Here is a 22,937-nt window from a genome sequence, read left to right on the forward strand (position 1 = left end):
AACTATGCAAATAAGAGATATTACAAATTATATTGAACAATTAGCACCTCTTTCTTATGCAGAAGATTTTGATAATGTAGGACTTCTTATAGGTAGTTACTCAACAAAAGTTAAAGGTGTTTTAGTAACTTTAGACACTCTAGAAAAAACTATTGATGAAGCAATAGCCAAAAAATGTAATCTAATCATAAGTTTTCATCCTATAATATTCAGTGGCCTAAAAAAATTAAATGGAAACAACTATGTTGAACGAGTTGTATTAAAAGCTATTCAAAACAACATTGCTATTTACGCTACACATACGGCTTTAGATAATGTTCAAAATGGAGTTTCTGCTAAAATGTGTGAAGTCTTAGGATTACAAAACATTAAAACATTAATTCCTAAAAAAGGAACTATTAAAAAACTAACTACATACGTACCTATTAATAATGCTAACTCTCTTCGAGAACAATTATTTAATGTTGGAGCGGGTACTATTGGTAATTATGATAATTGCTCCTTTAGTATGGATGGAAAAAGTAGTTTTAAAGGAAATGAAAGTTCAAATCCTAAAATTGGTAAAAAAGGAGAATTAACTTTTGAAGAAGAAACATGTATTTCAATAACCTATGATAGTTATTTAGAAGGAAAAATATTAAATACTTTATTTAATAACCATCCTTACGAAGAAGTGGCTTACGAAATAATAACACTTAATAATAAAAATCAACATGTTGGAATGGGAATGATTGGAGAGTTTTCTTCTGAAATGAATGAAAATGAGTTTCTTCGATTTGTTAAAAAAACATTTAAAACTGATTGTGTTCGTCATTCAGAATTATTAAATAAATCAATAAAAAAAGTAGCTGTATTAGGAGGTTCAGGTAGTTTTGCAATTAATAATGCTATAAAGGCCAAAGCAGATGCATATATTAGTTCAGATTTTAAATACCATGAATTTTTTAAGGCTGAAAAAAATATTTTACTAGCTGATGTTGGTCATTATGAAAGTGAGCAGTTTACAAAAAATATTTTGGTTGATTATCTTAGCAAAAAATTTAGTACTTTTGCAATTATTTTAAGCGAAGAAAGTACAAATCCAATATACTATATATAAAGATGGCAAAAAAAGAAGTAACGGTAGAAGAAAAATTAAGAGCGTTATATGATTTACAGCTAATTGACTCTAGAATAGATGAAATCAGAAATGTTCGTGGTGAATTACCTTTAGAAGTTGAAGATTTAGAAGATGAAGTTGCCGGATTAAATACCAGACTTTCTAATTTATCAAGCGATTTAGCTAGTTTAGAATCTGATATTAATAGTAAAAAGTTAGCTATTACTGAATCTAAAGCTCTTATAAAGAAGTACGAAGAACAACAAAAGAATGTTCGTAACAATCGTGAATTTGATTCTTTAACAAAAGAAGTTGAATATCAAGAATTAGAAATTCAATTATCAGAAAAAAGAATTAAAGAGTACAAAGCTAAAATAGCTCAGAAAAATGAGGTAATTGCAGGTACAAAAGACAAATTAACTCAGCAAGAAAATCATTTAACTCACAAGAAAAATGAACTTGATGCCATTTTAAAAGAAACAGAAAAAGAGGAGCAATTATTAAAAGACAAATCTAAAGAGTATTCTGAATCTATAGATACTCATTTATTAAATGCTTATTCAAGAATTCGTAATAAAGTAAAAAACGGATTAGCTGTTGTTTCTATTGAACGTGGTGCTGCTGGAGGATCTTTCTTTACTATTCCACCTCAAATTCAATTAGAGATTGCTAATCGTAAAAAAATTACGATAGATGAGCATAGTGGTCGTATTTTAGTTGATTCTGCTTTAGCTGCTGAAGAACGTGAAAAAATTGATAGCTTATTTTCATAAAAAGCTACTTATATAAACACAAAAAAGCTCAATCTATAGATTGAGCTTTTTTATTATTCTAAAAAACAAATACTAATCTTCTTTGAATAGTTGCTCTTTATAAGCTGCTTTCTTAACTTCAGCACGTCTAATTACAGATGGCTTATCGTATTGTTTTCTATTTCTTAATTGTTGTAAAATTTTAACGTCTCTATACTTACGCTTGTAACGTTTTAAGGCTCTATCTATGTTCTCACCTTCTTTTACTATAATTTTTAACATATATTATTATATTTAATATTCTTAAATTACTCTCTATTTAAACTTCATTTTACATACTATAAGTAAACCTATTTTATATTGAATACTTTTAGCATGAAAATACCTAACCTTTACAGGTTAAATAATTCTATTAAAAAAAAGAAAAACTTAATAAAAAGTAACTTTGAAGTTTTGATTAAACACTTAAAAAAGTGTTTTTAAAATCTCAGATATTTCCCCTTTAAGGATAGAACAAAAATGAAGGTACAAATTTATAACTTATTTAATGAGTAAACAAATAAATGCCAGTAAATAAAAAAGCTCAATCTTAAACGATTGAGCTCTATATATTATATTAAATTGTTTCTCCTAATTCTTTTAGCTTAGACGTATTTTCAGCTAACATTAATTCATCAATAATTTTTTGAATATCACCGTTTACAATATTTTGTAGATCATACAATGTTAATCCAATACGATGATCAGTTACACGTCCTTGTGGGTAGTTGTATGTTCTAATCTTTGCAGAACGATCACCAGATGTAACCATTGACCCACGTTTTGCAGCATCAGCTTCTTGTTTCTTAGCTAACTCCATATCATACAAACGTGAACGTAATACTTTAAAAGCTTTCTCTTTATTTTTATGTTGTGATTTTTGATCTTGACATTGTGCTACTAAACCAGTTGGAATATGCGTTAAACGAACAGCTGAATAAGTTGTATTTACAGATTGACCTCCAGGACCAGATGAACAGAAAAAGTCAATACGAACGTCTTTAGGATTAATTTCTACGTCAAATTCTTCAGCTTCTGGAAAAACCATACAAGTAGCTGCCGAAGTATGAACCCTACCCTGAGTTTCCGTTTGAGGCACACGTTGTACACGATGTACACCAGCTTCAAACTTTAACGTTCCATACACATCATCTCCACTAACTTCAAATTGTATTTCTTTAAACCCTCCATTGGTTCCTTCAGAAAAATCTACAGTAGAAACTTTCCAGCCTCTTCCTTCACAATACTTAGTATACATTCTAAATAAATCTCCAGCAAAAATACTTGCTTCATCACCACCAGTACCTGCACGTAATTCTACTACAGCGTTTTTACCATCTTCAGGATCTTTAGGTATTAATAAGAACTTGATTTCATCCTCTAAAACAGGGATACGAGCTTTAGACTCTTCCATTTCCATTTTAGCCATTTCTACCATTTCCGCATCACTTCCATCAGCTATAATTTCTTTAGCCTCTTCAATTGTATTTACAAGCCCTTCGTATTCGTTTGCTTTTTTTACAACTTTTCCTAAATCTTTATATTCTTTATTTAATTGTACGTAACGTTTTTGATCAGAAATCACGTCAGGTTGAATGATTAAATCTGACACTTCATCAAAGCGTTGTTTAACTATCTGTAATTTGTCTAGCATTATATCTTTTCTTGGATTGCGAATTTACGATTTTTCTTTAAATTTGAGCAACACACAACTAACTTAAAACAAACTTATTATGAGATTTCTTTTTCTCTTTTTATGCGTTACTCTTATACTTTCCTGCAAATCTAACACATTAAAACCTACTTTTCTTATTGGAAAATGGCAACGCATAAATGATAAACCTAATCAAATTACATATGAAAACTGGAACTCAAGTTATAAAGGATCAGGCTTTACACTAAAAAAAGGAGATACTATTTTTAAAGAAATTCTAACTATAGAAACTATTAACGACACTCTGCATCTTAAAGTTACAGGTGTTAACAATAAACCTACTCTATTTAAATTCATACAACAAACAGATTCATCATTTATTTGTGAAAATAAATTAAATGAATTCCCAAAAAAAATAAAATATTGGAAAAACAACTCAAATCTACATGCTCAAGTTTCAAATGATAGTTTTAAAATAGATTTTACATTTAAAAAATTAAATTAATCACATTATTTTCATTTATTAACTGTAAGTAAATATTTATATTTATTTAACATTCTTTTACTCATTATTGAAAGTAATACTATTAACTTTGCGGTAAATATTTTTAATTATGAAAAATTTACTGTCAAATATTAAAATAGAAACCCCAAAAGGGATCTATATAAAAAACCCTGAATCATCCGATTTAGGGAAAAGAATAGTTGAATATAGTATTATTTTAATTGAAAAATTTGGCTTCGAAAGCTTCAATTTCAAAAAACTCGGAAAAGAAATTGGATCAAACGAAAGTTCTATATATAGATATTTTGAAAGCAAACACAACTTGTTAATTTATTTAACCTCTTGGTATTGGGGATGGATAGAATATCAATTAGTTATTGAAACATATAGTATTAATAATTCTAAAGATAAATTAATTACCGCTCTAAAAGTTGTTACGAGAACCACTGTTCAAGACAGTAATTATGGGCATATTAATGAGATTTTATTAAATAAGATTGTAATAAACGAAAATTCTAAATCTTATTTAACTATAGATGTTGATGCTGAAAATAAAGAAGGATATTTTATGACCTATAAAAGAGTTGTAAAAAGATTATCTGAAATGATTTCTGGGCACAATCCTAAATATAAATATCCTTTGAGTTTAGCTAGTACTATAACAGAAAGTTCACTTCATCAACACTTTACCAAGCAACATTTTCCTTCAATTACAAATTTTAAAAGCAACGATAATCCAACTGATTTTTTTATTGAACTAGTATTAAAGACATTATTAAATGAATAACAAAATACTTTCTCCATGGCAACGTTTTTTAGGGCTTGTTAAACTAGAACAAAAAGACATACTTCAAATAGCATACTATGCTATTTTTGAAGGTATAGTTGCCTTGTCTCTTCCACTAGGAATACAAGCTATCATTAATTTATTACAAGGCGCTCAAGTTTCTGCTTCTTGGATCGTTTTAATTATTTTAGTTACTGGTGGAGTTGCCTTTGCAGGTATCTTAAAATTAATGCAAATGCGAATCATCGAAACTATACAGCAACGAATTTTCACGAGAGCATCTTTAGAGTTAAGCTATAGATTTCCCAAAATAAAAATGAGTGAATTACGAAACTATTACTTGCCTGAACTAGCTAATCGTTTTTTTGATACACTTACTATTCAAAAAGGGCTATCAAAAATACTTATTGATGTTCCATCAGCTTTTTTACAAATAATTTTCGCCTTATTATTACTATCATTTTACCATCCTTTCTTTATATTCTTTGGATTCTTATTACTATTATTAATTTTCATAGTATTTAAATACACTGCACAAAAAGGATTAGAAACAAGTTTAAAAGAATCTAAAAACAAATACAAAGTTGCTCATTGGCTACAAGAAATTGCAAGAACAGTTATGAGTTTTAAATTATCTGGTAAAACAAATTTGGCGCTTAATAAAACTGATAATTTAGTAGATGATTATTTACAATCAAGAGAAAAACATTTTAAAATTTTAATACTACAGTACATACAAATGATCGGTTTTAAAGTACTGGTTACTGCTGGACTATTATTAATAGGAGGTTTTTTAGTATTGAATCAAAAAATGAATATTGGACAATTTGTTGCTGCAGAAATCATTATTCTTTTAATAATTACATCGGTTGAAAAACTAATTATTGGTTTAGAATCATTTTACGATGTGTTAACATCCATTGAAAAACTTGGACAAATAATTGACAAGCCAATTGAAGCCCAAGAAGGAGAGTTAATTAATGGAGACCAAGAATTATCTATAGAACTCCAAAGTGTTGTTTATAAAGTAAACACCTTAAACATACCTATATTAAATGATATTTCACTAATTGTAAAACCAACAGATAGGATATTAATTCAAGGAGAAAGCGGAAGTGGTAAATCAAGTTTACTACAACTAATTTCAGGTTTAGTAGAACCAACATCAGGTCATATTTTTATTAATAATCAGTCCATTAACAGCTTACACTTAAATAAGTACAGAGCTAATCTAGGTTTATCATTATCAGAAGAAACCCCATTTGAAGGAAGCATAAGAGAGAACATTACTTTTGGAAATAAAGACATATTGGATGAACAAATATACCTAACCTTAGAAAAAGTAGGCTTAAAAGATTTTATAAAACAACAACCTAATGGTTTAAGTACAATTTTAAAACCTGATGGAAAACAAATAGCCTATACTATAGCTAAGAAAATAATTTTAGCAAGGGCTATAATAAAAAAACCTAAAGTTTTAATTCTAGAAGACCCATTAGATCAATTTAAAAAAGAAGAAACACAGAAAATAATCGATTTCTTAACACATAGCTCTCAGCCTTGGAGTTTAATTGTAGTTAGTAGTAATTATACATGGAAAGAAAAATGTAATAAGCATATTACGCTTGAAAAAGGCGCTATTATAAACCTTAAACACTAAGCTATGTTAAATATCTCTAACAATAAAATATCAAAATATATTGATATTACCACCTTTAAGTCTGGTAAAGAAATTTTCACTAAACAATATCATAAACGATTTAAAAAATTCTTACTTTTCTTTACCTTCATCTTAATTGTAATTTTATTTTTACCATGGACTCAGAACATAACTAGCAAAGGAAGTGTTACTACCCTTAAACCTAATCATCGTCCGCAAACTTTACAATCACAAATTCCTGGGCGAATTGAAGAATGGTTTATACAGGAAGGAGACTATGTAAAAAAAGGAGATACTATTCTTCGAATATCAGAAATAAAAAGCAATTATTTTGATGCAAAATTATCTGAAAGAACCGGTAATCAATTAAACGCAAAAGCTTCTTCTGTAATTGCCTACCAAAATAAAACTCAAGCTTACAAAAATCAAATTATTGCATTAAAACAAGAACGAAAGCTAAAACTTGCGCAAGCACAAAACAAACTTATGCAAGCGTATTTAAAAGTAAAAAGTGATAGTATTGATTTAGAAGCTGTGAAAATAAAAACAACTATTGCTAAAACTCAATATAAAAGAACAGTTACACTTCAAAAAGAAGGTTTAAAAGCTACTAAAGATGTTGAAGAGAAAAGAGCAAAACTTCAGGAAGCTAATGCAAAATTGATTTCTCAAAAAAACAAATTATTAACTACTGAAAATAATGTTATAAATGCCAAGCTTACTATATCTACACTTAAAGCAACCTACAATGATAAATTAGCAAAAGCACAAAGTAATGTGTTTACTGCTCAATCGAGTGCCTTTAATAGTGAAGCGCAGGTTTCAAAATTAGAGTCTAGTTTAGCTAACTATAAAAAACGTGAAAGTTTACTTTTTGTTACTGCTCCTCAAGATGGATATATCAACAAAGCCATTATTTCAGGTATTGGAGAAACCTTTAAAGAAGGTGAAAAACTAGTTAGTATAATGCCTGCTAATTATGATTTAGCAGTTGAGATGTATGTTAAACCTATAGATTTACCTTTAATACATATAGGTGAAAAAGTACGTGTTCAATTTGACGGTTGGCCAGCAATCATTTTTAGTGGATGGCCTAATGTATCCTACGGTACCTATGGTGCAAAAGTTATAGCAATCGAAAATTATATTAGTAGCAATGGAAAATACCGAGTACTACTAACACAAGATAAAGAGTATGAACCATGGCCAAAAGCTGTTAGAATAGGCTCAGGAGCAAGATCAATTGCCTTATTAGAAAATGTACCTATATGGTATGAACTATGGAGGCAAATTAACAGTTTCCCTCCTAACTTTTATCAGCCTAAAAACAAGAAACAAGCAGAAACTAAAAATAAAAAATAATGAAAAAAATTTTAATCATTTTAATTTTTTGTTGCAATACTTTTAGTTTTTCTCAAGAAGCAAAGAACTCACTTTCATTAGAAGAATATTTAGGATATGTAAAAAAATACCATCCTTTATTAAAGCAAGCTAAATTAACAACAAGCAATGGGGAAGCTAAATTACTCAAGGCTAGAGGTGCTTTTGATCCTAAAATAGAAGTTGATTATACTCGTAAAAACTTTAAAAACACAGAATATTATAACAAACTGAATACAACATTCAAAATACCAACATGGTATGGTATAGAATTTAAAGCCAATTATGAAAACAATGATGGATACTATTTAAATCCAGAATTTAAAACCCCTGAAAAAGGATTATATTCAGCTGGGGTTTCAGTATCTCTTGCTAAAGGATTATTAATTAACCAAAGAATGGCTTTCTTAAAACAAGCCAAGCTTTACAGAAAACAATCAATAGAAAAACAAAAACTATTAGTAAACGAAATATTATATAACGCTATAAACTCTTATTTTAAATGGTTAAAAAACTACCAAACACAATTGGTTTACAATAACTATCTAACAAATGCAAAAACTAGACTAGATAATGTTAGAAAAAGTTTCATCGCAGGAGATAAACCTGCAGTTGATACACTAGAGGCTAACATCAATTTAAAAAACAGACTATTAGACCTTGAGAAATCTAAAATAAGTCATACTAAATCTAAGTTAGAGCTTTCCAATTATTTGTGGTTAAATAATGATTTACCACTAGAATTAAGTGACTTAATAACTCCTGATCTTAATACTATAAATAATATTGATTTGGTACTTGGAAATTCAATTATAAAAGCCGCTAGTTTTAACACTAATAATCATCCTAAATTAAAAGCTTTACAATTAAAAAAAGAAGGGTTTAAAGTATCAAGAAAACTTAAACTAAACAATCTTCTTCCGAAAATAGATCTTCAATATAATTTTTTAACTACTGATTATCAAAATGTAAATACACTTTCAACATCTAACTACAAAGGAGGGTTAAATGTTAGTTTACCTCTATTTCTAAGAAAAGAACGTGCTGATTTAAAATTAGCCAACTTAAAATTGAAAGAAATAGACTTTGATATTTCATCAACAAAAGTAGCTATAGACAATAAAATAAAAAGTAACACAGAACAAATTAACTCATATAAAGAACAAAATAGAATATTAAATGATCTAGCTAAAGACTACAAACAGCTTTTAAAAAGTGAAGAACGAAAATTTTATTTAGGTGAAGGATCTATGTTCCTTGTTAACTACAGAGAAGTTAAATCGATAGAAAATGAATTAAAGTTAATTAAAAATCAGTTTAGTTATTTTAAATCAAAATCTACCCTATTAAAAACACTCAATTCATTTAGTTTATAAAATAAAAAAGACCTTAAATTCTCATTCAAGGCCTTTTCGTCTAACCAAACTTAGTATAAAAAACTAACTACTACTATCTTTAAAATTATATTTATCTTTTTTAAAAACCTCTCCTTTCAGCATGTTGTCATTTCAGACCATATACAAGGGGAATCTTACTCAGAGAGACTTGGGGTTTATAACAATTATAAACTTAGGGAAAACAAACTATTATAAATGAAATGTTTAATGAACTTATTTAAAACTTAAAACGTTATTTCGTTTCTTGTTACACTATTATGACACTTCTTTTTTCGATAGGTCACATAAAAACAAAAAAAATCTCAAAAAAAATTATTTTTTTGAGATTTTTAGTATAAATATTTTCTTAACACTACTCGATGTTCAGGTATGGACTTATCATAATCCTCGACCAAAATCTCTAGTATTTCCGGGGGTTTAACACCTATTTCTTTTTTTGAAGAATATTTTGAAACATACAAATCATAGGTCACTTTTTCTTCTGAAATATTTTTTTTAAAAATTAAAAAATGTTGCGAATTTAATTCCGAGTAACAAATTTCTTCTCCTAAAAAAGTATCTGATTTATCAACATAAAAATCAGAGAACTCATAATACTTAAAAACATTTTCCATATTAAAGTATTTCAGCAGAAAGTCCTAACTGTAAAAGTTTTGAACATTTAGATTCTAAATCTTTGTATTCGCCAGTTTTAACTGCACATTTTCCTTTATAATGTACTAAAACAGTACATTGTTCAGCTTGTTCTGGTGTATGCTCGCATACACTAACTAAACTATCTATAACAAAGTCAAATGTATTTACATCATCATTATATAAAATAATTTCATGCTTTCTAGTTTCCTCTGTTAAAACATCTAACTCTTCTTGAATTTTCTCAATAGTACTCATCTGTTTTTATTTTTGATATCGTAATGACACCCAATTATTTCTTTGTATAGTTTTATCTAGAGATAATTTATATTTTGATACTTCTTCATCAATGATAGAAATATCTTCTTGATAAAATCCGCTTAACAACAAAACACCATTTTCATTAAGACATTTTGTATATGTTTCCATATCATTTAGCAAAATATTTCTATTAATATTTGCAATGATAACATCATACTGCTTATTTTCTAATAGCGATGAATTTCCTTCATAAACACTAATATGATTACAGTTATTCCTCTGAACATTTTCAATAGAATTTTCATAACACCAAGCATCAATATCAATAGCATCTATTGGTGTTGCCCCTTTCATTTCAGCAAAAATAGCTAAAATTCCTGTACCACATCCCATATCTAATACTTTCTTACCTTCTAAGTCTAATGCTAACAAGTGTTGTACCATCATATGAGTTGTTTCATGATGACCTGTTCCAAAGCTCATTTTTGGTTCTATTACTATATCAAATTTTAAATTTGGGTTTTCATGAAAAGGAGCTCTTATACTCACTTTATCTTCAACTTGTATAGGATTAAAATTCTTCTCCCATTCTGCATTCCAATTCGTTTGCTCTACCTCTCGTTTAGTGTAGGTAATTTTAAATTCTGTAGAACTTAAAATGAAGATATCGTTTAAAATATCTTCACTCCAATCTTGTTTTTGAATATATGCAGTGACTCCTTCATTGCTTTCTACAAAACTTTCAAACCCTACAGTTCCTAACTCAGCTATTAAAATTTCAGTAGCTGGTTCATTAGGAACAACTATAAAATTATACTCTATATAAATACTATCCATTAAATTGCTTCAATTATTGCTAAAAAATCTTCTGATTTTAATGATGCTCCACCAATTAATCCTCCATCTACATCTTCTTTTGAAAAAATCTCTTTAGCATTCGCTGGTTTTACACTTCCTCCATATAATATAGAAATACTATTTGCTGTTTTTTCATCATACTTTTTAGCTAATACTTCTCTAATAAAGGCATGCATTTCTTGAGCTTGCTCAGGTGATGCAGTCTCTCCTGTTCCAATTGCCCAAACTGGCTCATAAGCTAATATAACTTTTGAAAAATCTTCTTTCAATAAATGAAACAATCCTTCACTTAGTTGGTTTTCTACTACTTCAAAATGCTTTTCAGTTTTTCTATCTTCTAATAACTCACCAAAACAAAAAATTACTTCTAAATTATTAGCTAATGCTGTGTTAACTTTTTTTGCTAACAATTCATTAGTTTCATTAAAATACATTCTTCTTTCAGAGTGACCTAAAATAACTACATTAACTCCAACGTCTGTTAACATATCTGCAGCAACCTCTCCTGTATAAGCTCCACTTTTAGCTTCATGCATATTTTGTGCAGCTACTTCAATATTAGATTTTTTAGTTCTTTTTACAGTGCTATTAAGATTTATAAAACTTGGAGCGACAATTACCCTCTTATTTTCAAAATTATTATTTTTCAATCCCTTTCTTATCCCTTTAACAAGCTCTTTAGCTTCTTTAAGGTTTTTGTTCATTTTCCAGTTACCTGCTACGATGTTTTTTCTCAATGTGTTGTTATTTTTAAATTGTGTAGTTAAGAAGGTTTAAGCTTGAGTGCAAAAATACATCATTTTTTTAAGCTTTTTTCAATTAGTTCATCAGTAGATTTTGTAGCATTAAAAACTATTATTTTTTTATTTTTATCTACTACTAAATATCTAGGTATCCAACTTAAATGCAAAAACTCTCCAAAAGGGCCTTCCCATCCAGATTTCATATAATATTGTTCTCCCTTAAGTTGTAGGTTTTCTATTCCTAGTTTCCAATTAGTAATTGATTTATCTAATGATAAATTAATATAAACAATATCAGGATATTTACTTTTTAACTCTATAATACCTGGTAAACTTCTTATGCAATCACCACACCAAGAAGCCCATATATTTAAAACTATTTTCTTTTCAATATGTTTATCTAAAATTTCTTGAAATGTAATTTCATCTCCTTTTAATGTAATAAAAACATCATTTAATGCAGCTTCAGAAAATTCAGACTCATTTTTTACGATACAACTACTTAACAGGATAAGGAAAATTATTGTAAACCTTTTCATTTGTTTAATTTACTTTCTATTTTAGATACTTTAGACGTATTAAACACTTTAAGCTTACCGTTTTTATCTATCAATAAAAATCTTGGAATTGTTTTTAACTTTAAAAATTTAGCTATTTCTCCTTTTCCCTTTTTAGGTATATAATAGTGACTTCCTTTTACTTTTAAAGTTTCTAACCCTCTTTTCCAATCATGGTAAGAATGATCTACTGATAAAAAGACATAATTTATCTTTTTATTATTTTGCTGAAGTTCCACTACATCTTTAAAACTATCTTGACTAAAAGGACAATAACTAGCGTATACCTGTATAATAGTTTCTCTTTTTAAGCCATTCTTCAATATCTCTTTTAGAGTAATAGACTCCCTATTAATAGTTATCAATTTTTCTTCTAAAGGCTTTACAGATATTTTTTTAGGCTGAAAAACTGCACAACTACCAAACAAAAGTGTTACTAAAACTATTACAACAATTCTCATACTATTCTAATTTAACACGTGGATCTAACCAACTATATAAAATATCTACTAAAATATTAATAAAAATAAACAAGCTTGCTATTACTAATACACTCCCCATTATTACAGGTAAATCTAAAGTGTTCAATGAATTTACTATTTCTTTGCCTAATCCATTCCAATTAAAAATATATTCAACAAAAACAGCTCCTGCAAGCATGGATGCAAACCAACCCGAAATTGCTGTTATCACAGGATTTAATGAGTTTTTAAGTGCATGTTTTCTAATCACTTGGAACGTAGTTAACCCTTTAGCCTTTGCGGTTCTTATATAATCTTGATTTAAGGTTTCTAATAATGAATTCCTCATTAATTGAATTATTACAGCTAGTGGACGAATTCCTAAAACTAAAGCTGGTAACACTAAATTTTTCCACTGAATGTATATGTTTTCGCCAAAATCATCTACAACGTACAAGCTTCCAGTCATTTGAAGATTCGTATATTTATGCAAAACAAACCCAAACAACCATGCAAAAACTATTGCTGAAAAAAATGATGGCACACTCATACCAAAGGTACTAACAACAGCTATTAGCCTGTCAAACAATGTGTCTTTATAAATAGCTGATAACACTCCTAAAAATATACCTAAAAACATGGCTATTGTTATTGCAAATATTGCTAATACAGCAGTATTAGGTAATGTTTCTTTTATTACTTCTGAAACATTTTTACCATTCTTTTGAAATGATTGACGTAAATATGGATATTTTAAAACTATAGTTACTTTTCCTATTGATATTAATTTTTGATATTTATACTTTTTTTCTAACAAATATGTATAATCGTCTTTGTTATCACTATGAAAAGATAATGGTGAAACATCATTCAAATAATATAAATACTGGGTAAAAACTGGTTTATCAAAGCCATATTTTTTTCTAATATTTTGTAATTGTTCTGAATTCTCTCTCTGATCTAACATCATTCTAGCGGGATCTCCTGGTAAAATATTAAATAAAAAGAAAATGACAGTAACCACCCCAAAAAGTGTTAGGAAACCATAAAAAATTTTGTTTATAATATATCGGAACATTGATAACAAAGATAATAGAAACTCATAAAAATGTTTACTTTTGCCTAACTTTTATAACAACTCATGACAACACAACAACTTGTATCTGAAATTAAAAAGAAAAAATCTTTTCTATGTATTGGTTTAGATGTAGATCTTAACAAAATACCTCAATATTTATTAAAAGAAGAAGATCCTATTTTTGCTTTTAATAAAGCAATAATTGATGCTACTCATCATTTATGTGTTGCTTATAAACCAAATACTGCTTTTTATGAAGCGTATGGACTGAAAGGGTGGAGAGCTCTTGAAAAAACAATTAATTACATTAACGAAAAACACCCTGAAATTTTTACAATAGCTGATGCAAAACGTGGTGATATTGGTAATACTTCAACAATGTATGCTAAAGCTTTCTTTGATGATTTAGCTTTTGATAGTGTTACTGTTGCGCCATACATGGGAAAAGATTCTGTTGAACCTTTTTTAGCTTTTGAAAACAAACATACTATTTTATTAGCCTTAACATCTAATCAAGGTGCCTTTGACTTTCAAACTAAAGAAGTTGATGGAAAGGAACTTTATAAACAAGTTTTAGAAACTTCAAAAAACTGGACCAACTCTCATAACTTAATGTATGTAGTTGGTGCTACAAAAACTGAATTCTTATCTGAAATTCGTACTATCATTCCTGAAAGTTTTTTATTAGTTCCTGGTGTTGGTGCACAAGGTGGTAACTTAGAAGATGTTTGTGAGCACGGAATGAATGAAAATATCGGTTTACTAATTAATTCTTCACGTGGAATTATTTATGCAAGTAATGATACTAATTTTGCAAAGTCTGCTGCTGAGAAAGCTAAAGAGCTTCAAAAAAGTATGGAAATTATATTAAACAAAAAAAGTCAAGGTTAATGACTCCTTGACTTTATAGATTAATTCAAATAATGATACCAATGAAAACAAAGTTGGTATAACTATGGCAAAAATAAGGGGATTAATTCCTTAGTTTACTGTCTTTGATGTGAACTCACTGGTTTTTGAATTAAGAGAATAAAAAGGCTGTTTAAAAACAGCCTTTTCAAAATTTAGTTTTGATCAGCTTGTGATATTTTTGGATTTTTATCAATCTCATCTTGAGGAATCTTAAAAGTCCATCTTGCATTTCCTGCTGGAAATTCAACTTCCCATCTGTAAGCATCTCCTTTTCTAGAAATCCCTTTGTTTCTTCTTTTTAAGTCAAACCAAGAAACACCAAGTTCTCCATATAATTCTTTTCTTCTTTCTATTAAAATCTCATTAACTAATGCATCTTTAGTAGTAGCTGTTGATAAAGTAGCAACTGCATCTCTAGCTTTCACTAATTCTAATAAAACTTGTTTAGCTCCATTTAAATCTCCAGCTTCTGCTTTTGCTTCAGCTTCAATTAAATACATTTCTGAAGCTCTCATGAATACTAAATCACCAGATCTATCAGTTAAATCTCTAAACTTCTCAGTTGTAAATAATTTAGTTTGATTAGTTGTAGCTTGCTTTTTGATTAAAGATTTTCTAACATCAGTATCACTTGTAAATAAAGCTTGAAAATCTTTACTTACATATATTTGATTGTACCCAGGACTTGTATGGTCAATAAAAGAATAAAATCTAGCAAAACCATCTTGCTGATCAGCATTAAATGGTAAAGCCCACATCCACTCATTATTACTTATTGTATTGAAACCTTCTTTATAAGTTGCTTGATTCATTAAAGCATATGGTGCCTTTGCTTTAGCAGCATATTCAGCAGCCTTAGTCCAATTTCCAATTTCTAAATAAACTCTTGCCAAAATACCTTCTGCAGTAGATTTATTAAATCTATATTTAGACACAGCGCTTCCCATATCAGGAATTGCTTCTTCTAACAACTTAATAATTCTGTCATAAGTTTCTTTTATAGTACCTCTTCCTGTTGGTTCTTGTCCAGAACTTAATGATGCTGAATATACAGGTATACCTGGTTTTCCTTCTCCTAGTAAATAAGAACCAGAAAAATATCTTACTAAATTAAAATAACTATATGCTTCTACAGCTTTTAATTCACTTACATACGTTTTTTTCTTAGCGTCAGGCAAAGCCGATTTATTAATTCCCTCAATATGAGTTCTTGCTATATTAGCCGTTGAATAAAAAATCTCCCAAGCCCAGTTGTTTCTTCTACCGTTAGAGTTTTCCGTTACATCCCATCTATGTTCAAAAATGTACCAGTTAAAATCTGGAACTGTTAAATCTGTTCCCATAACCTCAGCTCCTAAATAATAAGCTTTTGCTCCCCAAGTATCGTGTCTTGATCTATAATCTCTTATATTAGCATAAAGCCCTGTAAAAGCTGCATCTATTCCTGATTCAGTAGTATAAACAACAACGTCAGTTACAGATCCTGTTGGTTTTGGCTCATCTAGGAACTCATCACTACAAGATGCAAAACCTATGAATAAAGCTCCTATTAATGTATATTTAAATATATTTTTCATCGTAAAATTTTTATAGTGAAATATTAACTCCTAAAGACAATGTTTTTAATACGGTAGATCTATTATTAGTAATACCGTTAAAACTTTGTTCTGGATCATCTAAGTTGCTCTCTCTTTTCCATGTCCAATAGTTATCTGCAGAAAGGTAAACTCTTAACCTTCTAATATTTAACTTTTCTAACATCTCTTGATCAAGATTATAACCTATAGAAATATTCTTTAAACGAATAAAATCTCCTCTTTGTAACCATCTAGTTGATCTAGAATTGAAGTTATCACTTGCAGTAGTTAATTTAGGTACATCTGTAACGTCTCCATCTTTTTGCCAAGCATTTAAAACATTACTACTTAATTGCTCTCCTAAGTTCCTAGCCTTCATTAAAGAAGCATAATCTGTATTATAGATATAATTTCCAAATTTATAGTTGAAATTTAATGATAAATCAATTCCTTTATACTCAAATTTAGTTCCTAATCTACCTTCAAAATCAGGTAATGCAGATTTTCCTGTGAAGTATCTAGTTGCTTCATCGTATTTAGATGTTTTTTCTCTTCCTGTTATTTTTCCAGAAGCATCAGTTACATCTTTATACCACTCAGGTGCTCCAGTTTTAGTGTTAACACCAGCCCACTCTCTCATATAAAACTCATAACGATCTCTTCCAGCTTCCCAACGGAAAGAACCATTATTTTCACTTTGTTTAAGATCTTCAATTCTATTTTTGTTTGTAGAAATTGTAAAAGAACTTGTCCATTTGAAGTTATCGTTTTCAATATTAATCGAGTTAACATTGAATTCAAAACCTTTGTTACTCATTTCACCAAAGTTTTTCCACTTACCTAATGCTCTTGAACCTCCATCGTCATCTGGTCCCGTACCTCCTGAACCTAATGATGGTGCTGGTGTATCAAAATATAATAAATCAGTTACTCTATTATCATAATATTCTACACTACCATAAATTCTACTATTAAATAAAGCAAAATCTAATCCTACATTTAACTTATTATGTGTTTCCCACTTTAAGTCTTTATTACCAATTGCTGTTGGAGCTAAACCTCCACTTGCTAATACGTTAAAACCAAGCCCATACTCATCTATGTATGTAAACTGTTGATTAATATTTTGGTTACCTACAGTACCATAACTACCTCTTAATTTTAAAGAACTAACAGTTTCGCTTCCTCTAAAGAATTCATCATAGATACTCCACCCTGCAGCAACAGACCAAAAAGTACCCCAACGATTATCTTTATGAAAAATTGAAGATGCATCTCTACGAACACCTGTTCCGAAATAATATTTTTCATTAAAATTATAATCTAACCTTCCAAAGAAACTATATAGCCTATTTTTGTTAGTTATTGAACCTACTGAAGTAGGTGTAGCTCCATTATCTAACTCAGTTAAATCACTAAAAACATACCCTGTTGCAGTAGCATTAAGTCTATTAAATGTTCTATCATACATTTCTTGACCTAATAAAGCTGTTACACTATGCTTTTCATTAAAAGTTTGGTTAAAAGATAATGTATTAATAATGTTCCAAGTTTTAGTAGTATTTCTACGTTTACTACTAGATCTATTATTAACTTGATCTTGAGGAGTCCCTACAAAATGATTATTAAATGTATTCTCTTCATACAAATAGTTTGTATAATTTAATTGAGATTTAAAGTTTAAATTATCAGAAAACTTAAAATTAACATATGGTGAAAAATTAAATGTATTTCTCTCAAATAAATTTGTACTTCCGTAAGTTTCAGCTAATGGGTTATAATTACCAAAAAAACCTCTGTTCTCTGCAAAGTCATATTGCTTTTCGCCATTTGCTCCTAGAATAAAAGTTCCATCTCCATTTCTTTTATATAATGGATAAATAGAAGAAATAGATCTTGCATATTGAATATTGTTTGCAAATAAAGATCCACTTTGAGTAGGAACATTAGATTCACTTATTGTTACAAAAGCATTTGCTCCAACACTTAACCAAGACTTTACATCTGAAGAAAGATTAATTCTTCCATTATATCTTCTAAAAGTAGAATTTAAACTAAAACCATCACTATCTAAAAAAGCTCCAGAAATAAAGTATTTAGTTTTTTCAGAACCTCCTCTTAATACTAAAGACACATCTTGTCTTGTTGCATTTTGAGTTAAGATATCGTAATAATTAGTATTGTAAAGCAATCTTGCATTACTTTTGATATTTCCATCTGTACCAACTGGTTGGCTAACACTATATGGATTTGCTTTTAAATCACTTATCAAATTTGTAGTTGCAAAATTACTTGCAACTGCTGGTGTATCACCTGCATCTAACCTTGCATTTCTAATAGATTGCCAAGAGGTAGTTAAAATTTGCTCAGAATTTAAATAACTATAATCATTCGTTGCTTTGTCAGAAAAACCATAACTAGTGCTAACTTCAATAATACCTTCTCCATTAGTATCAGCTCCAGATTTTGTTTTAATGATAATAACTCCGTTTGCTCCTCTATTACCATATAAAGAAACCGCATCAGCATCCTTTAAAACTGAATATGACTCTACATCATTAAAGTTAATTGAATTTAAGTTCCCAGCAAACTGAGCCCCATCAACAATAATTAATGGATCAACATTACCTTGTAAAGAACCTACACCTCTAATTCTAATTGTTGGACTCGCCCCCGGTTGCCCTGATGTATTAACTAATGATAATCCTGAAGTTCCCTGTAAAGCTTCAGTTACAGTAGTAACTTTTAAGTCACCTACTTCCTTTGCAGTAACTACACTTACAGCTCCAATAATATCTTTCTTTCTTTTAGCAGCATATGCTACAGACACAACAACTTCATCAAGAACGTTTGCATCTTCAGTCATCTTCACATTAATGATAGATGATTGACCAACTACTTTTTCTACGTTTTCGTACCCCAAAAACATATATACAAGAGTATCTCCTGTATTTGCTTTGACAGTATAATTACCATCGATATCAGTTTCTGTTCCTTTAACAGTACCTTTAATTACAACACTTACCCCCGGTAATTGTCCTGCTTCATCACTAACAGTTCCTGTTATTGTTCTTTGCTGCGCACTTACGCTAACAATAAAACAAAAAAACGCTAGAAATGTTAAAGCCTTTTTGAAACTTTGCTTCATAAATTATTAAATTTTTATTAATTAACATTTATAAAAGTACAGGCAATACCGTATCAATAATCTTTATTTGAAGCAAACAGATAGTAATTTGATGTAAAAAAACCTTTTTTAGATGTAAATGAAAAAACTCATAAATCACAATGAAATGTTAATAATGTTAAAGTTTAAAATTACTTTCAAAGTACTGTCATTACTATGAATTTTCTTTATTAGTTTTGTTAAAAAAACAGCTTAAAATTCAAATTCTCCCTGTATATTATGTTTACACTAAATAAAAACATTGAGTTTTATTAGGCTTCTAAAAAAGCCACAAAAAACCAATTAATCTTCCTTCTAAAAAGTTTTTATTTTTTAACAAAAAGCATTTAGGGTTAATTATTATCGATTTGTTATAAGTATATAAAAAAAAATGTAAATGGAAATTTCTGCCTTAATAGTTGATGATGAAAATCTTGCTAGAATTAGAATAAAAAAACTTATTGAACAACATGGTTTATTAAATGTTATTGGAGACTGCTCTAACGGAAAAAACGCAATTAAAAAAATAAACAGTCTTAATCCTGATGTCGTTTTTCTTGACATTAAAATTAAGGACATGACAGGTTTTGATATTATTGAAAAAATAAACCTTCCTAAAAAACCTATTTTTATTTTCGTTACAGCCTATAATGAATTCGCTTTAAAAGCCTTTGACTATTTTGCTTTTGACTATTTATTAAAACCTTTTAAAGAAGATAGATTTATAACTACCATAAATAAAATAGTAGAACAAAAACAAAAAGAAGAAATTTCTGGTTTTCAACATAGTTTAGAAAACATCCTTGACATTGTTAAAGAAAAACAAATCATTGACCAACATACAAATAACAAAAAAATAAGTATTAAATCTGGTAATAAAATTTCATTTATAGATATTGATTCTATTAAATACATTTCAGCTTCTGGTTACTATGTAGAAATTTTCACCATTGATAATAAAAAATATCTACTTCGCGAATCATTATCTAGTATAATTAATAGGCTTAATTCTAATAATTTTATGCGAATTCACAGGTCTACAATTATAAATTCTAATTTTATAAACGAAATTATTACATCTAATTATGGTGAAACAGATGTGAAAATTAATGATAATAAAACTTTTAGAGTTAGTAAAGGATATAAAAAGGAGTTTCAAGAAATGATGGGAGTTAAATGAAAAAAAGTAGGCTAACATTATTTTTCTCAATACTCTATGCTTTTATTTCTATTCTTCATTTAATTAAAGTTTATTACTTTAAATCTATTGGTTACAGGTATACTCAAAAAAAATGGTCTATATTAATAATTGACTCTATTTTAGACTATTTTTTGGTTATACTTTTTTTCATTGTTGTGAATAAAACAACAAAAAAGTTACTTAACAAAAAGAAGTCATGGAAGCAAATTGCATTACTGCATATTATGCTCTCTTTTGTAATGAGTTTTATTATTGTTTTATGTATTTATTTATTTCATATTTCTAATGGAAATATCAAGCTAAATGACCTTATGTTAAAAGAGGTATTTAGATATATAATAGCCACAATAGATGTTAACGTATTAATTTATTTCTTCATCATCTCAGTTATTTACTCTTATCATTACTTAAAAAAAAATCAGAAAATAGAAAAAGAAAAATCTATTCTTGAAAGGCAACTAATGAAAACAAGGTTAAACCTAATACGATCAAACTTACAACCTCATTTTTTATTTAACACTTTAAATAGTGTTTCTTCATTGATAGATATATCTCCTAAAAAAGCGCAAGATACTATTGCTGATTTAAGCGATCTTTTTAGAGAACTGTTAGATACTAAAGAAAAGCTAACAACATGCATAGAACTTGAATTATCTACTCTAAAAAAATATATTAGTATTCTTGAAGTACGATTTGCCGATAACTTTTCTTTTAAAACCATCATACACGATACATCTATTTTAAATGCTAAAATACCTTACCTTTTACTACAACCAATTATTGAAAATTCAGTAAAACATGGTTATTCTTACGATCATGACGATTTAAATATTATTTTAATAATTCAAAAAATAAACGACTGTATTCTTATCACTATTGAAAATGATGGAAAATCACTTCCTGATGATTTTTGTCAAATTAAAATGAATATTGGTTTGGAAAGTACTATTGAAAGATTAAAAAGTACTTTTAATGAAAACTATTCTTTTAAAATGAATAATAATAAAGATAAGGGCGTAATAACAAGTATCAGTTTTCCGTATATTGCCATAAAAACAGTTGATAGATCAAATTAACAGAACAGTTACATTAAATACTCCCCCTAAAAGAATTATCTCATTAGTTCCAAGTCAAACAGAACTTTTGGTTGATTTAGGGTTAGAAGATTTTATTGTTGGTATTACAAAGTTTTGTATTCACCCTAAACACCTTAAAAAAAGCAAAACTAATGTTGGAGGCACAAAGAATATTAAAATTGACATCATTAAAGAGCTCAAACCAGATATTATTCTATGCAATAAAGAAGAGAATACTAAAGAAATAGTTCAAGAATGTGAAAAAATAGCACCAACCCATGTTTCTGATATTTTCAGTTTAGAAGACACTAAAGAGCTTATTAAACAATACGGCACTATTTTTAACAAAAAAAATGAAGCCCTTAGCCTTTTAGATAAACTAAATTTTGAAATCTGGAGCTTCAGTAATTTTATAAAAGATAAAGATTATAAAAAAGTAGCATATTTCATTTGGAGAAAACCTTGGATGGTTTCTGGAAATAATAATTTCATTAATCATTTACTAACCCTTAATAAATTTAGTAATATTTACGTAAACAAAGATCGCTATCCCGAAATTGATATCACTAAAATCCAAGAAGAAGGAAACCCTGATTTAATTTTATTGTCCTCAGAACCTTACCCTTTTAAAGAAAAGCATGCTTTTGAAATACAAGAACACATTCAACACGCAAAAATACTATTTGTAGATGGAGAAATGTTTTCTTGGTATGGCAGTAGACTTTTAAAAGCTTTTGATTACTTCAAACAATTACACAACAGAATTTGATATTTCTTTATTCAAATATTTCACTCTATTAAGTTTTTCTAAAACTTGCATTGCTTTAAATGCTGATCTATCACTTTTACATTCATCAACATATTTATAATCATTAGCTCTTTCAACCAATTTACGATACCTTTCTTCAAGATGCCTTTTATATTTATGTAATTGATTTATTTGTAGCATTATAGTTTTTATTAAACACCTTATAAATATACATAATTTTCGTTTACCAACACCACTTTTAACACTGAAAAACAAGTATTTAACATAAAACAAGGCTCACACTAAAAATAAATCAATTACATAACTATTATGACTTCTTTTTTTATCTATTAAGTCTTTAATTTTATAGACTTCTTCATATTTTCTTTTGTT

General features: G+C 28.4%; 23 protein-coding genes. 11 read left to right on the top strand and 12 right to left on the bottom strand.

Annotated elements, in window-relative coordinates:
- Positions 1–4 precede the first annotated feature (4 nt).
- Both BLV71_RS02065 and BLV71_RS02070 read left to right on the top strand, forming a co-directional pair.
- Positions 5–1,099, top strand: coding sequence for a Nif3-like dinuclear metal center hexameric protein (locus tag BLV71_RS02065; RefSeq protein ID WP_093868935.1), 1,095 nt, complete (start codon positions 5–7; stop codon positions 1,097–1,099).
- Between the two features lie 2 nt (positions 1,100–1,101).
- Complete coding sequence (locus BLV71_RS02070) at positions 1,102–1,872, top strand: zinc ribbon domain-containing protein (protein WP_093868936.1); 771 nt, start codon at positions 1,102–1,104, stop codon at positions 1,870–1,872.
- A gap of 72 nt (positions 1,873–1,944) precedes the next feature.
- Here BLV71_RS02070 and rpsU read toward each other — a convergent pair whose 3' ends face one another.
- Complete coding sequence (gene rpsU, locus BLV71_RS02075; RefSeq protein WP_093868937.1) at positions 1,945–2,133, bottom strand: 30S ribosomal protein S21; 189 nt, start codon at positions 2,131–2,133, stop codon at positions 1,945–1,947.
- A 334-nt stretch (positions 2,134–2,467) separates the two neighbouring features.
- Positions 2,468–3,544 (bottom strand): peptide chain release factor 1, encoded by a 1,077-nt coding sequence (gene prfA, locus BLV71_RS02080; RefSeq protein ID WP_093868938.1) that lies wholly within the window; start codon positions 3,542–3,544, stop codon positions 2,468–2,470.
- 79 nt (positions 3,545–3,623) lie between these two features.
- Between prfA and BLV71_RS02085 the strand changes: the two genes are divergently transcribed.
- The 5 genes from BLV71_RS02085 to BLV71_RS02105 all read left to right on the top strand — a co-directional run bounded on the left by BLV71_RS02085 (position 3,624) and on the right by BLV71_RS02105 (position 9,252).
- On the top strand, positions 3,624–4,049 hold the full coding sequence (locus BLV71_RS02085) for a DUF6265 family protein (RefSeq protein WP_093868939.1): 426 nt from the start codon (positions 3,624–3,626) through the stop codon (positions 4,047–4,049).
- Between the two features lie 109 nt (positions 4,050–4,158).
- Positions 4,159–4,836 carry a TetR/AcrR family transcriptional regulator gene (locus tag BLV71_RS02090; RefSeq protein ID WP_093868940.1) on the top strand — a complete coding sequence of 226 codons (678 nt, stop codon included), beginning with the start codon at positions 4,159–4,161 and terminating at the stop codon, positions 4,834–4,836.
- Complete coding sequence (locus tag BLV71_RS02095; protein WP_093868941.1) at positions 4,829–6,496, top strand: peptidase domain-containing ABC transporter; 1,668 nt, start codon at positions 4,829–4,831, stop codon at positions 6,494–6,496. The genes BLV71_RS02090 and BLV71_RS02095 overlap by 8 nt, the downstream gene beginning before the upstream one ends.
- A 3-nt stretch (positions 6,497–6,499) precedes the next feature.
- Positions 6,500–7,858, top strand: a complete 1,359-nt coding sequence (locus tag BLV71_RS02100) for an HlyD family secretion protein (RefSeq protein WP_093868942.1) — start codon at positions 6,500–6,502, stop codon at positions 7,856–7,858.
- Entirely contained in the window at positions 7,858–9,252 is a 1,395-nt protein-coding gene (locus BLV71_RS02105) for a TolC family protein (RefSeq protein ID WP_093868943.1), read from the top strand. Before BLV71_RS02100 ends, BLV71_RS02105 begins: the two co-directional genes overlap by 1 nt.
- Positions 9,253–9,602: 350 nt before the next feature.
- On the opposite strand, the gene BLV71_RS02110 is transcribed toward BLV71_RS02105, so the two are convergent.
- The 7 genes from BLV71_RS02110 to BLV71_RS02140 are packed head-to-tail and all read right to left on the bottom strand — an operon-like array spanning position 9,603 to position 13,864.
- The gene (locus BLV71_RS02110; protein WP_093868944.1) at positions 9,603–9,887 is read right to left on the bottom strand and encodes a hypothetical protein; all 285 of its coding nucleotides are present in this window, start codon (positions 9,885–9,887) and stop codon (positions 9,603–9,605) included.
- Between the two features lies 1 nt (position 9,888).
- Positions 9,889–10,164, bottom strand: a complete 276-nt coding sequence (locus tag BLV71_RS02115; RefSeq protein WP_093868945.1) for an ATP-dependent Clp protease adaptor ClpS — start codon at positions 10,162–10,164, stop codon at positions 9,889–9,891.
- Between the two features lie 6 nt (positions 10,165–10,170).
- Positions 10,171–11,004: a 50S ribosomal protein L11 methyltransferase gene (prmA, locus tag BLV71_RS02120; protein WP_093868946.1), complete on the bottom strand. Its 834-nt coding sequence runs from the start codon at positions 11,002–11,004 to the stop codon at positions 10,171–10,173.
- Complete coding sequence (gene tpiA, locus BLV71_RS02125; protein ID WP_093868947.1) at positions 11,004–11,762, bottom strand: triose-phosphate isomerase; 759 nt, start codon at positions 11,760–11,762, stop codon at positions 11,004–11,006. The genes prmA and tpiA overlap by 1 nt, the downstream gene beginning before the upstream one ends.
- A 59-nt stretch (positions 11,763–11,821) precedes the next feature.
- Positions 11,822–12,307, bottom strand: a complete 486-nt coding sequence (locus BLV71_RS02130) for a TlpA family protein disulfide reductase (RefSeq protein WP_093868948.1) — start codon at positions 12,305–12,307, stop codon at positions 11,822–11,824.
- Positions 12,304–12,786, bottom strand: coding sequence for a TlpA family protein disulfide reductase (locus BLV71_RS02135; RefSeq protein WP_093868949.1), 483 nt, complete (start codon positions 12,784–12,786; stop codon positions 12,304–12,306). Before BLV71_RS02135 ends, BLV71_RS02130 begins: the two co-directional genes overlap by 4 nt.
- Before the next feature lies 1 nt (position 12,787).
- Positions 12,788–13,864: an ABC transporter permease gene (locus BLV71_RS02140; protein ID WP_093868950.1), complete on the bottom strand. Its 1,077-nt coding sequence runs from the start codon at positions 13,862–13,864 to the stop codon at positions 12,788–12,790.
- A 63-nt stretch (positions 13,865–13,927) separates the two neighbouring features.
- On the opposite strand from BLV71_RS02140, the gene pyrF reads away from it, so the two are divergent.
- A complete protein-coding gene (gene pyrF, locus BLV71_RS02145; protein ID WP_093868951.1) occupies positions 13,928–14,755 on the top strand; it encodes an orotidine-5'-phosphate decarboxylase in 828 nt (275 codons plus the stop codon).
- Between the two features lie 173 nt (positions 14,756–14,928).
- Here the strand turns inward: pyrF and BLV71_RS02150 are convergent, their stop codons facing one another.
- Positions 14,929–16,353 carry a RagB/SusD family nutrient uptake outer membrane protein gene (locus BLV71_RS02150; protein WP_093868952.1) on the bottom strand — a complete coding sequence of 475 codons (1,425 nt, stop codon included), beginning with the start codon at positions 16,351–16,353 and terminating at the stop codon, positions 14,929–14,931.
- 10 nt (positions 16,354–16,363) lie between these two features.
- Positions 16,364–19,501 (bottom strand): SusC/RagA family TonB-linked outer membrane protein, encoded by a 3,138-nt coding sequence (locus BLV71_RS02155; protein WP_093868953.1) that lies wholly within the window; start codon positions 19,499–19,501, stop codon positions 16,364–16,366.
- Positions 19,502–19,916: 415 nt separating this feature from the next.
- On the opposite strand from BLV71_RS02155, the gene BLV71_RS02160 reads away from it, so the two are divergent.
- Genes BLV71_RS02160 through BLV71_RS02170 form a run of 3 tightly spaced genes read left to right on the top strand, consistent with a single transcriptional unit; the run spans position 19,917 to position 22,565 of the window.
- Positions 19,917–20,699, top strand: coding sequence for a LytR/AlgR family response regulator transcription factor (locus BLV71_RS02160; protein WP_255405082.1), 783 nt, complete (start codon positions 19,917–19,919; stop codon positions 20,697–20,699).
- Positions 20,696–21,796 (top strand): sensor histidine kinase, encoded by a 1,101-nt coding sequence (locus tag BLV71_RS02165; RefSeq protein ID WP_093868954.1) that lies wholly within the window; start codon positions 20,696–20,698, stop codon positions 21,794–21,796. The genes BLV71_RS02160 and BLV71_RS02165 overlap by 4 nt, the downstream gene beginning before the upstream one ends.
- Positions 21,780–22,565 (top strand): ABC transporter substrate-binding protein, encoded by a 786-nt coding sequence (locus BLV71_RS02170; RefSeq protein WP_093868955.1) that lies wholly within the window; start codon positions 21,780–21,782, stop codon positions 22,563–22,565. Before BLV71_RS02165 ends, BLV71_RS02170 begins: the two co-directional genes overlap by 17 nt.
- Here BLV71_RS02170 and BLV71_RS02175 read toward each other — a convergent pair.
- Positions 22,548–22,745: a hypothetical protein gene (locus tag BLV71_RS02175; protein ID WP_093868956.1), complete on the bottom strand. Its 198-nt coding sequence runs from the start codon at positions 22,743–22,745 to the stop codon at positions 22,548–22,550. The genes BLV71_RS02170 and BLV71_RS02175 overlap by 18 nt on opposite strands.
- Positions 22,746–22,937: the final 192 nt, after the last annotated feature.

It is taken from the genome of Tenacibaculum sp. MAR_2010_89 (assembly GCF_900105985.1).
GTDB classification, from domain to species: Bacteria; Bacteroidota; Bacteroidia; order Flavobacteriales; family Flavobacteriaceae; genus Polaribacter; species Polaribacter halocynthiae.

Bases quoted from the DNA above. Each gene is read 5' to 3' on its own strand.
- BLV71_RS02065 (WP_093868935.1), top strand. From the start codon at position 5: ATGCAAATAAGAGATATTACAAATTATATTGAACAATTAGCACCTCTT.
- BLV71_RS02070 (WP_093868936.1), top strand. From the start codon at position 1,102: ATGGCAAAAAAAGAAGTAACGGTAGAAGAAAAATTAAGAGCGTTATAT.
- rpsU (WP_093868937.1), bottom strand. From the start codon at position 2,133: ATGTTAAAAATTATAGTAAAAGAAGGTGAGAACATAGATAGAGCCTTA.
- prfA (WP_093868938.1), bottom strand. From the start codon at position 3,544: ATGCTAGACAAATTACAGATAGTTAAACAACGCTTTGATGAAGTGTCA.
- BLV71_RS02085 (WP_093868939.1), top strand. From the start codon at position 3,624: ATGAGATTTCTTTTTCTCTTTTTATGCGTTACTCTTATACTTTCCTGC.
- BLV71_RS02090 (WP_093868940.1), top strand. From the start codon at position 4,159: ATGAAAAATTTACTGTCAAATATTAAAATAGAAACCCCAAAAGGGATC.
- BLV71_RS02095 (WP_093868941.1), top strand. From the start codon at position 4,829: ATGAATAACAAAATACTTTCTCCATGGCAACGTTTTTTAGGGCTTGTT.
- BLV71_RS02100 (WP_093868942.1), top strand. From the start codon at position 6,500: ATGTTAAATATCTCTAACAATAAAATATCAAAATATATTGATATTACC.
- BLV71_RS02105 (WP_093868943.1), top strand. From the start codon at position 7,858: ATGAAAAAAATTTTAATCATTTTAATTTTTTGTTGCAATACTTTTAGT.
- BLV71_RS02110 (WP_093868944.1), bottom strand. From the start codon at position 9,887: ATGGAAAATGTTTTTAAGTATTATGAGTTCTCTGATTTTTATGTTGAT.
- BLV71_RS02115 (WP_093868945.1), bottom strand. From the start codon at position 10,164: ATGAGTACTATTGAGAAAATTCAAGAAGAGTTAGATGTTTTAACAGAG.
- prmA (WP_093868946.1), bottom strand. From the start codon at position 11,004: ATGGATAGTATTTATATAGAGTATAATTTTATAGTTGTTCCTAATGAA.
- BLV71_RS02130 (WP_093868948.1), bottom strand. From the start codon at position 12,307: ATGAAAAGGTTTACAATAATTTTCCTTATCCTGTTAAGTAGTTGTATC.
- BLV71_RS02135 (WP_093868949.1), bottom strand. From the start codon at position 12,786: ATGAGAATTGTTGTAATAGTTTTAGTAACACTTTTGTTTGGTAGTTGT.
- BLV71_RS02140 (WP_093868950.1), bottom strand. From the start codon at position 13,864: ATGTTCCGATATATTATAAACAAAATTTTTTATGGTTTCCTAACACTT.
- pyrF (WP_093868951.1), top strand. From the start codon at position 13,928: ATGACAACACAACAACTTGTATCTGAAATTAAAAAGAAAAAATCTTTT.
- BLV71_RS02150 (WP_093868952.1), bottom strand. From the start codon at position 16,353: ATGAAAAATATATTTAAATATACATTAATAGGAGCTTTATTCATAGGT.
- BLV71_RS02155 (WP_093868953.1), bottom strand. From the start codon at position 19,501: ATGAAGCAAAGTTTCAAAAAGGCTTTAACATTTCTAGCGTTTTTTTGT.
- BLV71_RS02160 (WP_255405082.1), top strand. From the start codon at position 19,917: ATGGAAATTTCTGCCTTAATAGTTGATGATGAAAATCTTGCTAGAATT.
- BLV71_RS02165 (WP_093868954.1), top strand. From the start codon at position 20,696: ATGAAAAAAAGTAGGCTAACATTATTTTTCTCAATACTCTATGCTTTT.
- BLV71_RS02175 (WP_093868956.1), bottom strand. From the start codon at position 22,745: ATGCTACAAATAAATCAATTACATAAATATAAAAGGCATCTTGAAGAA.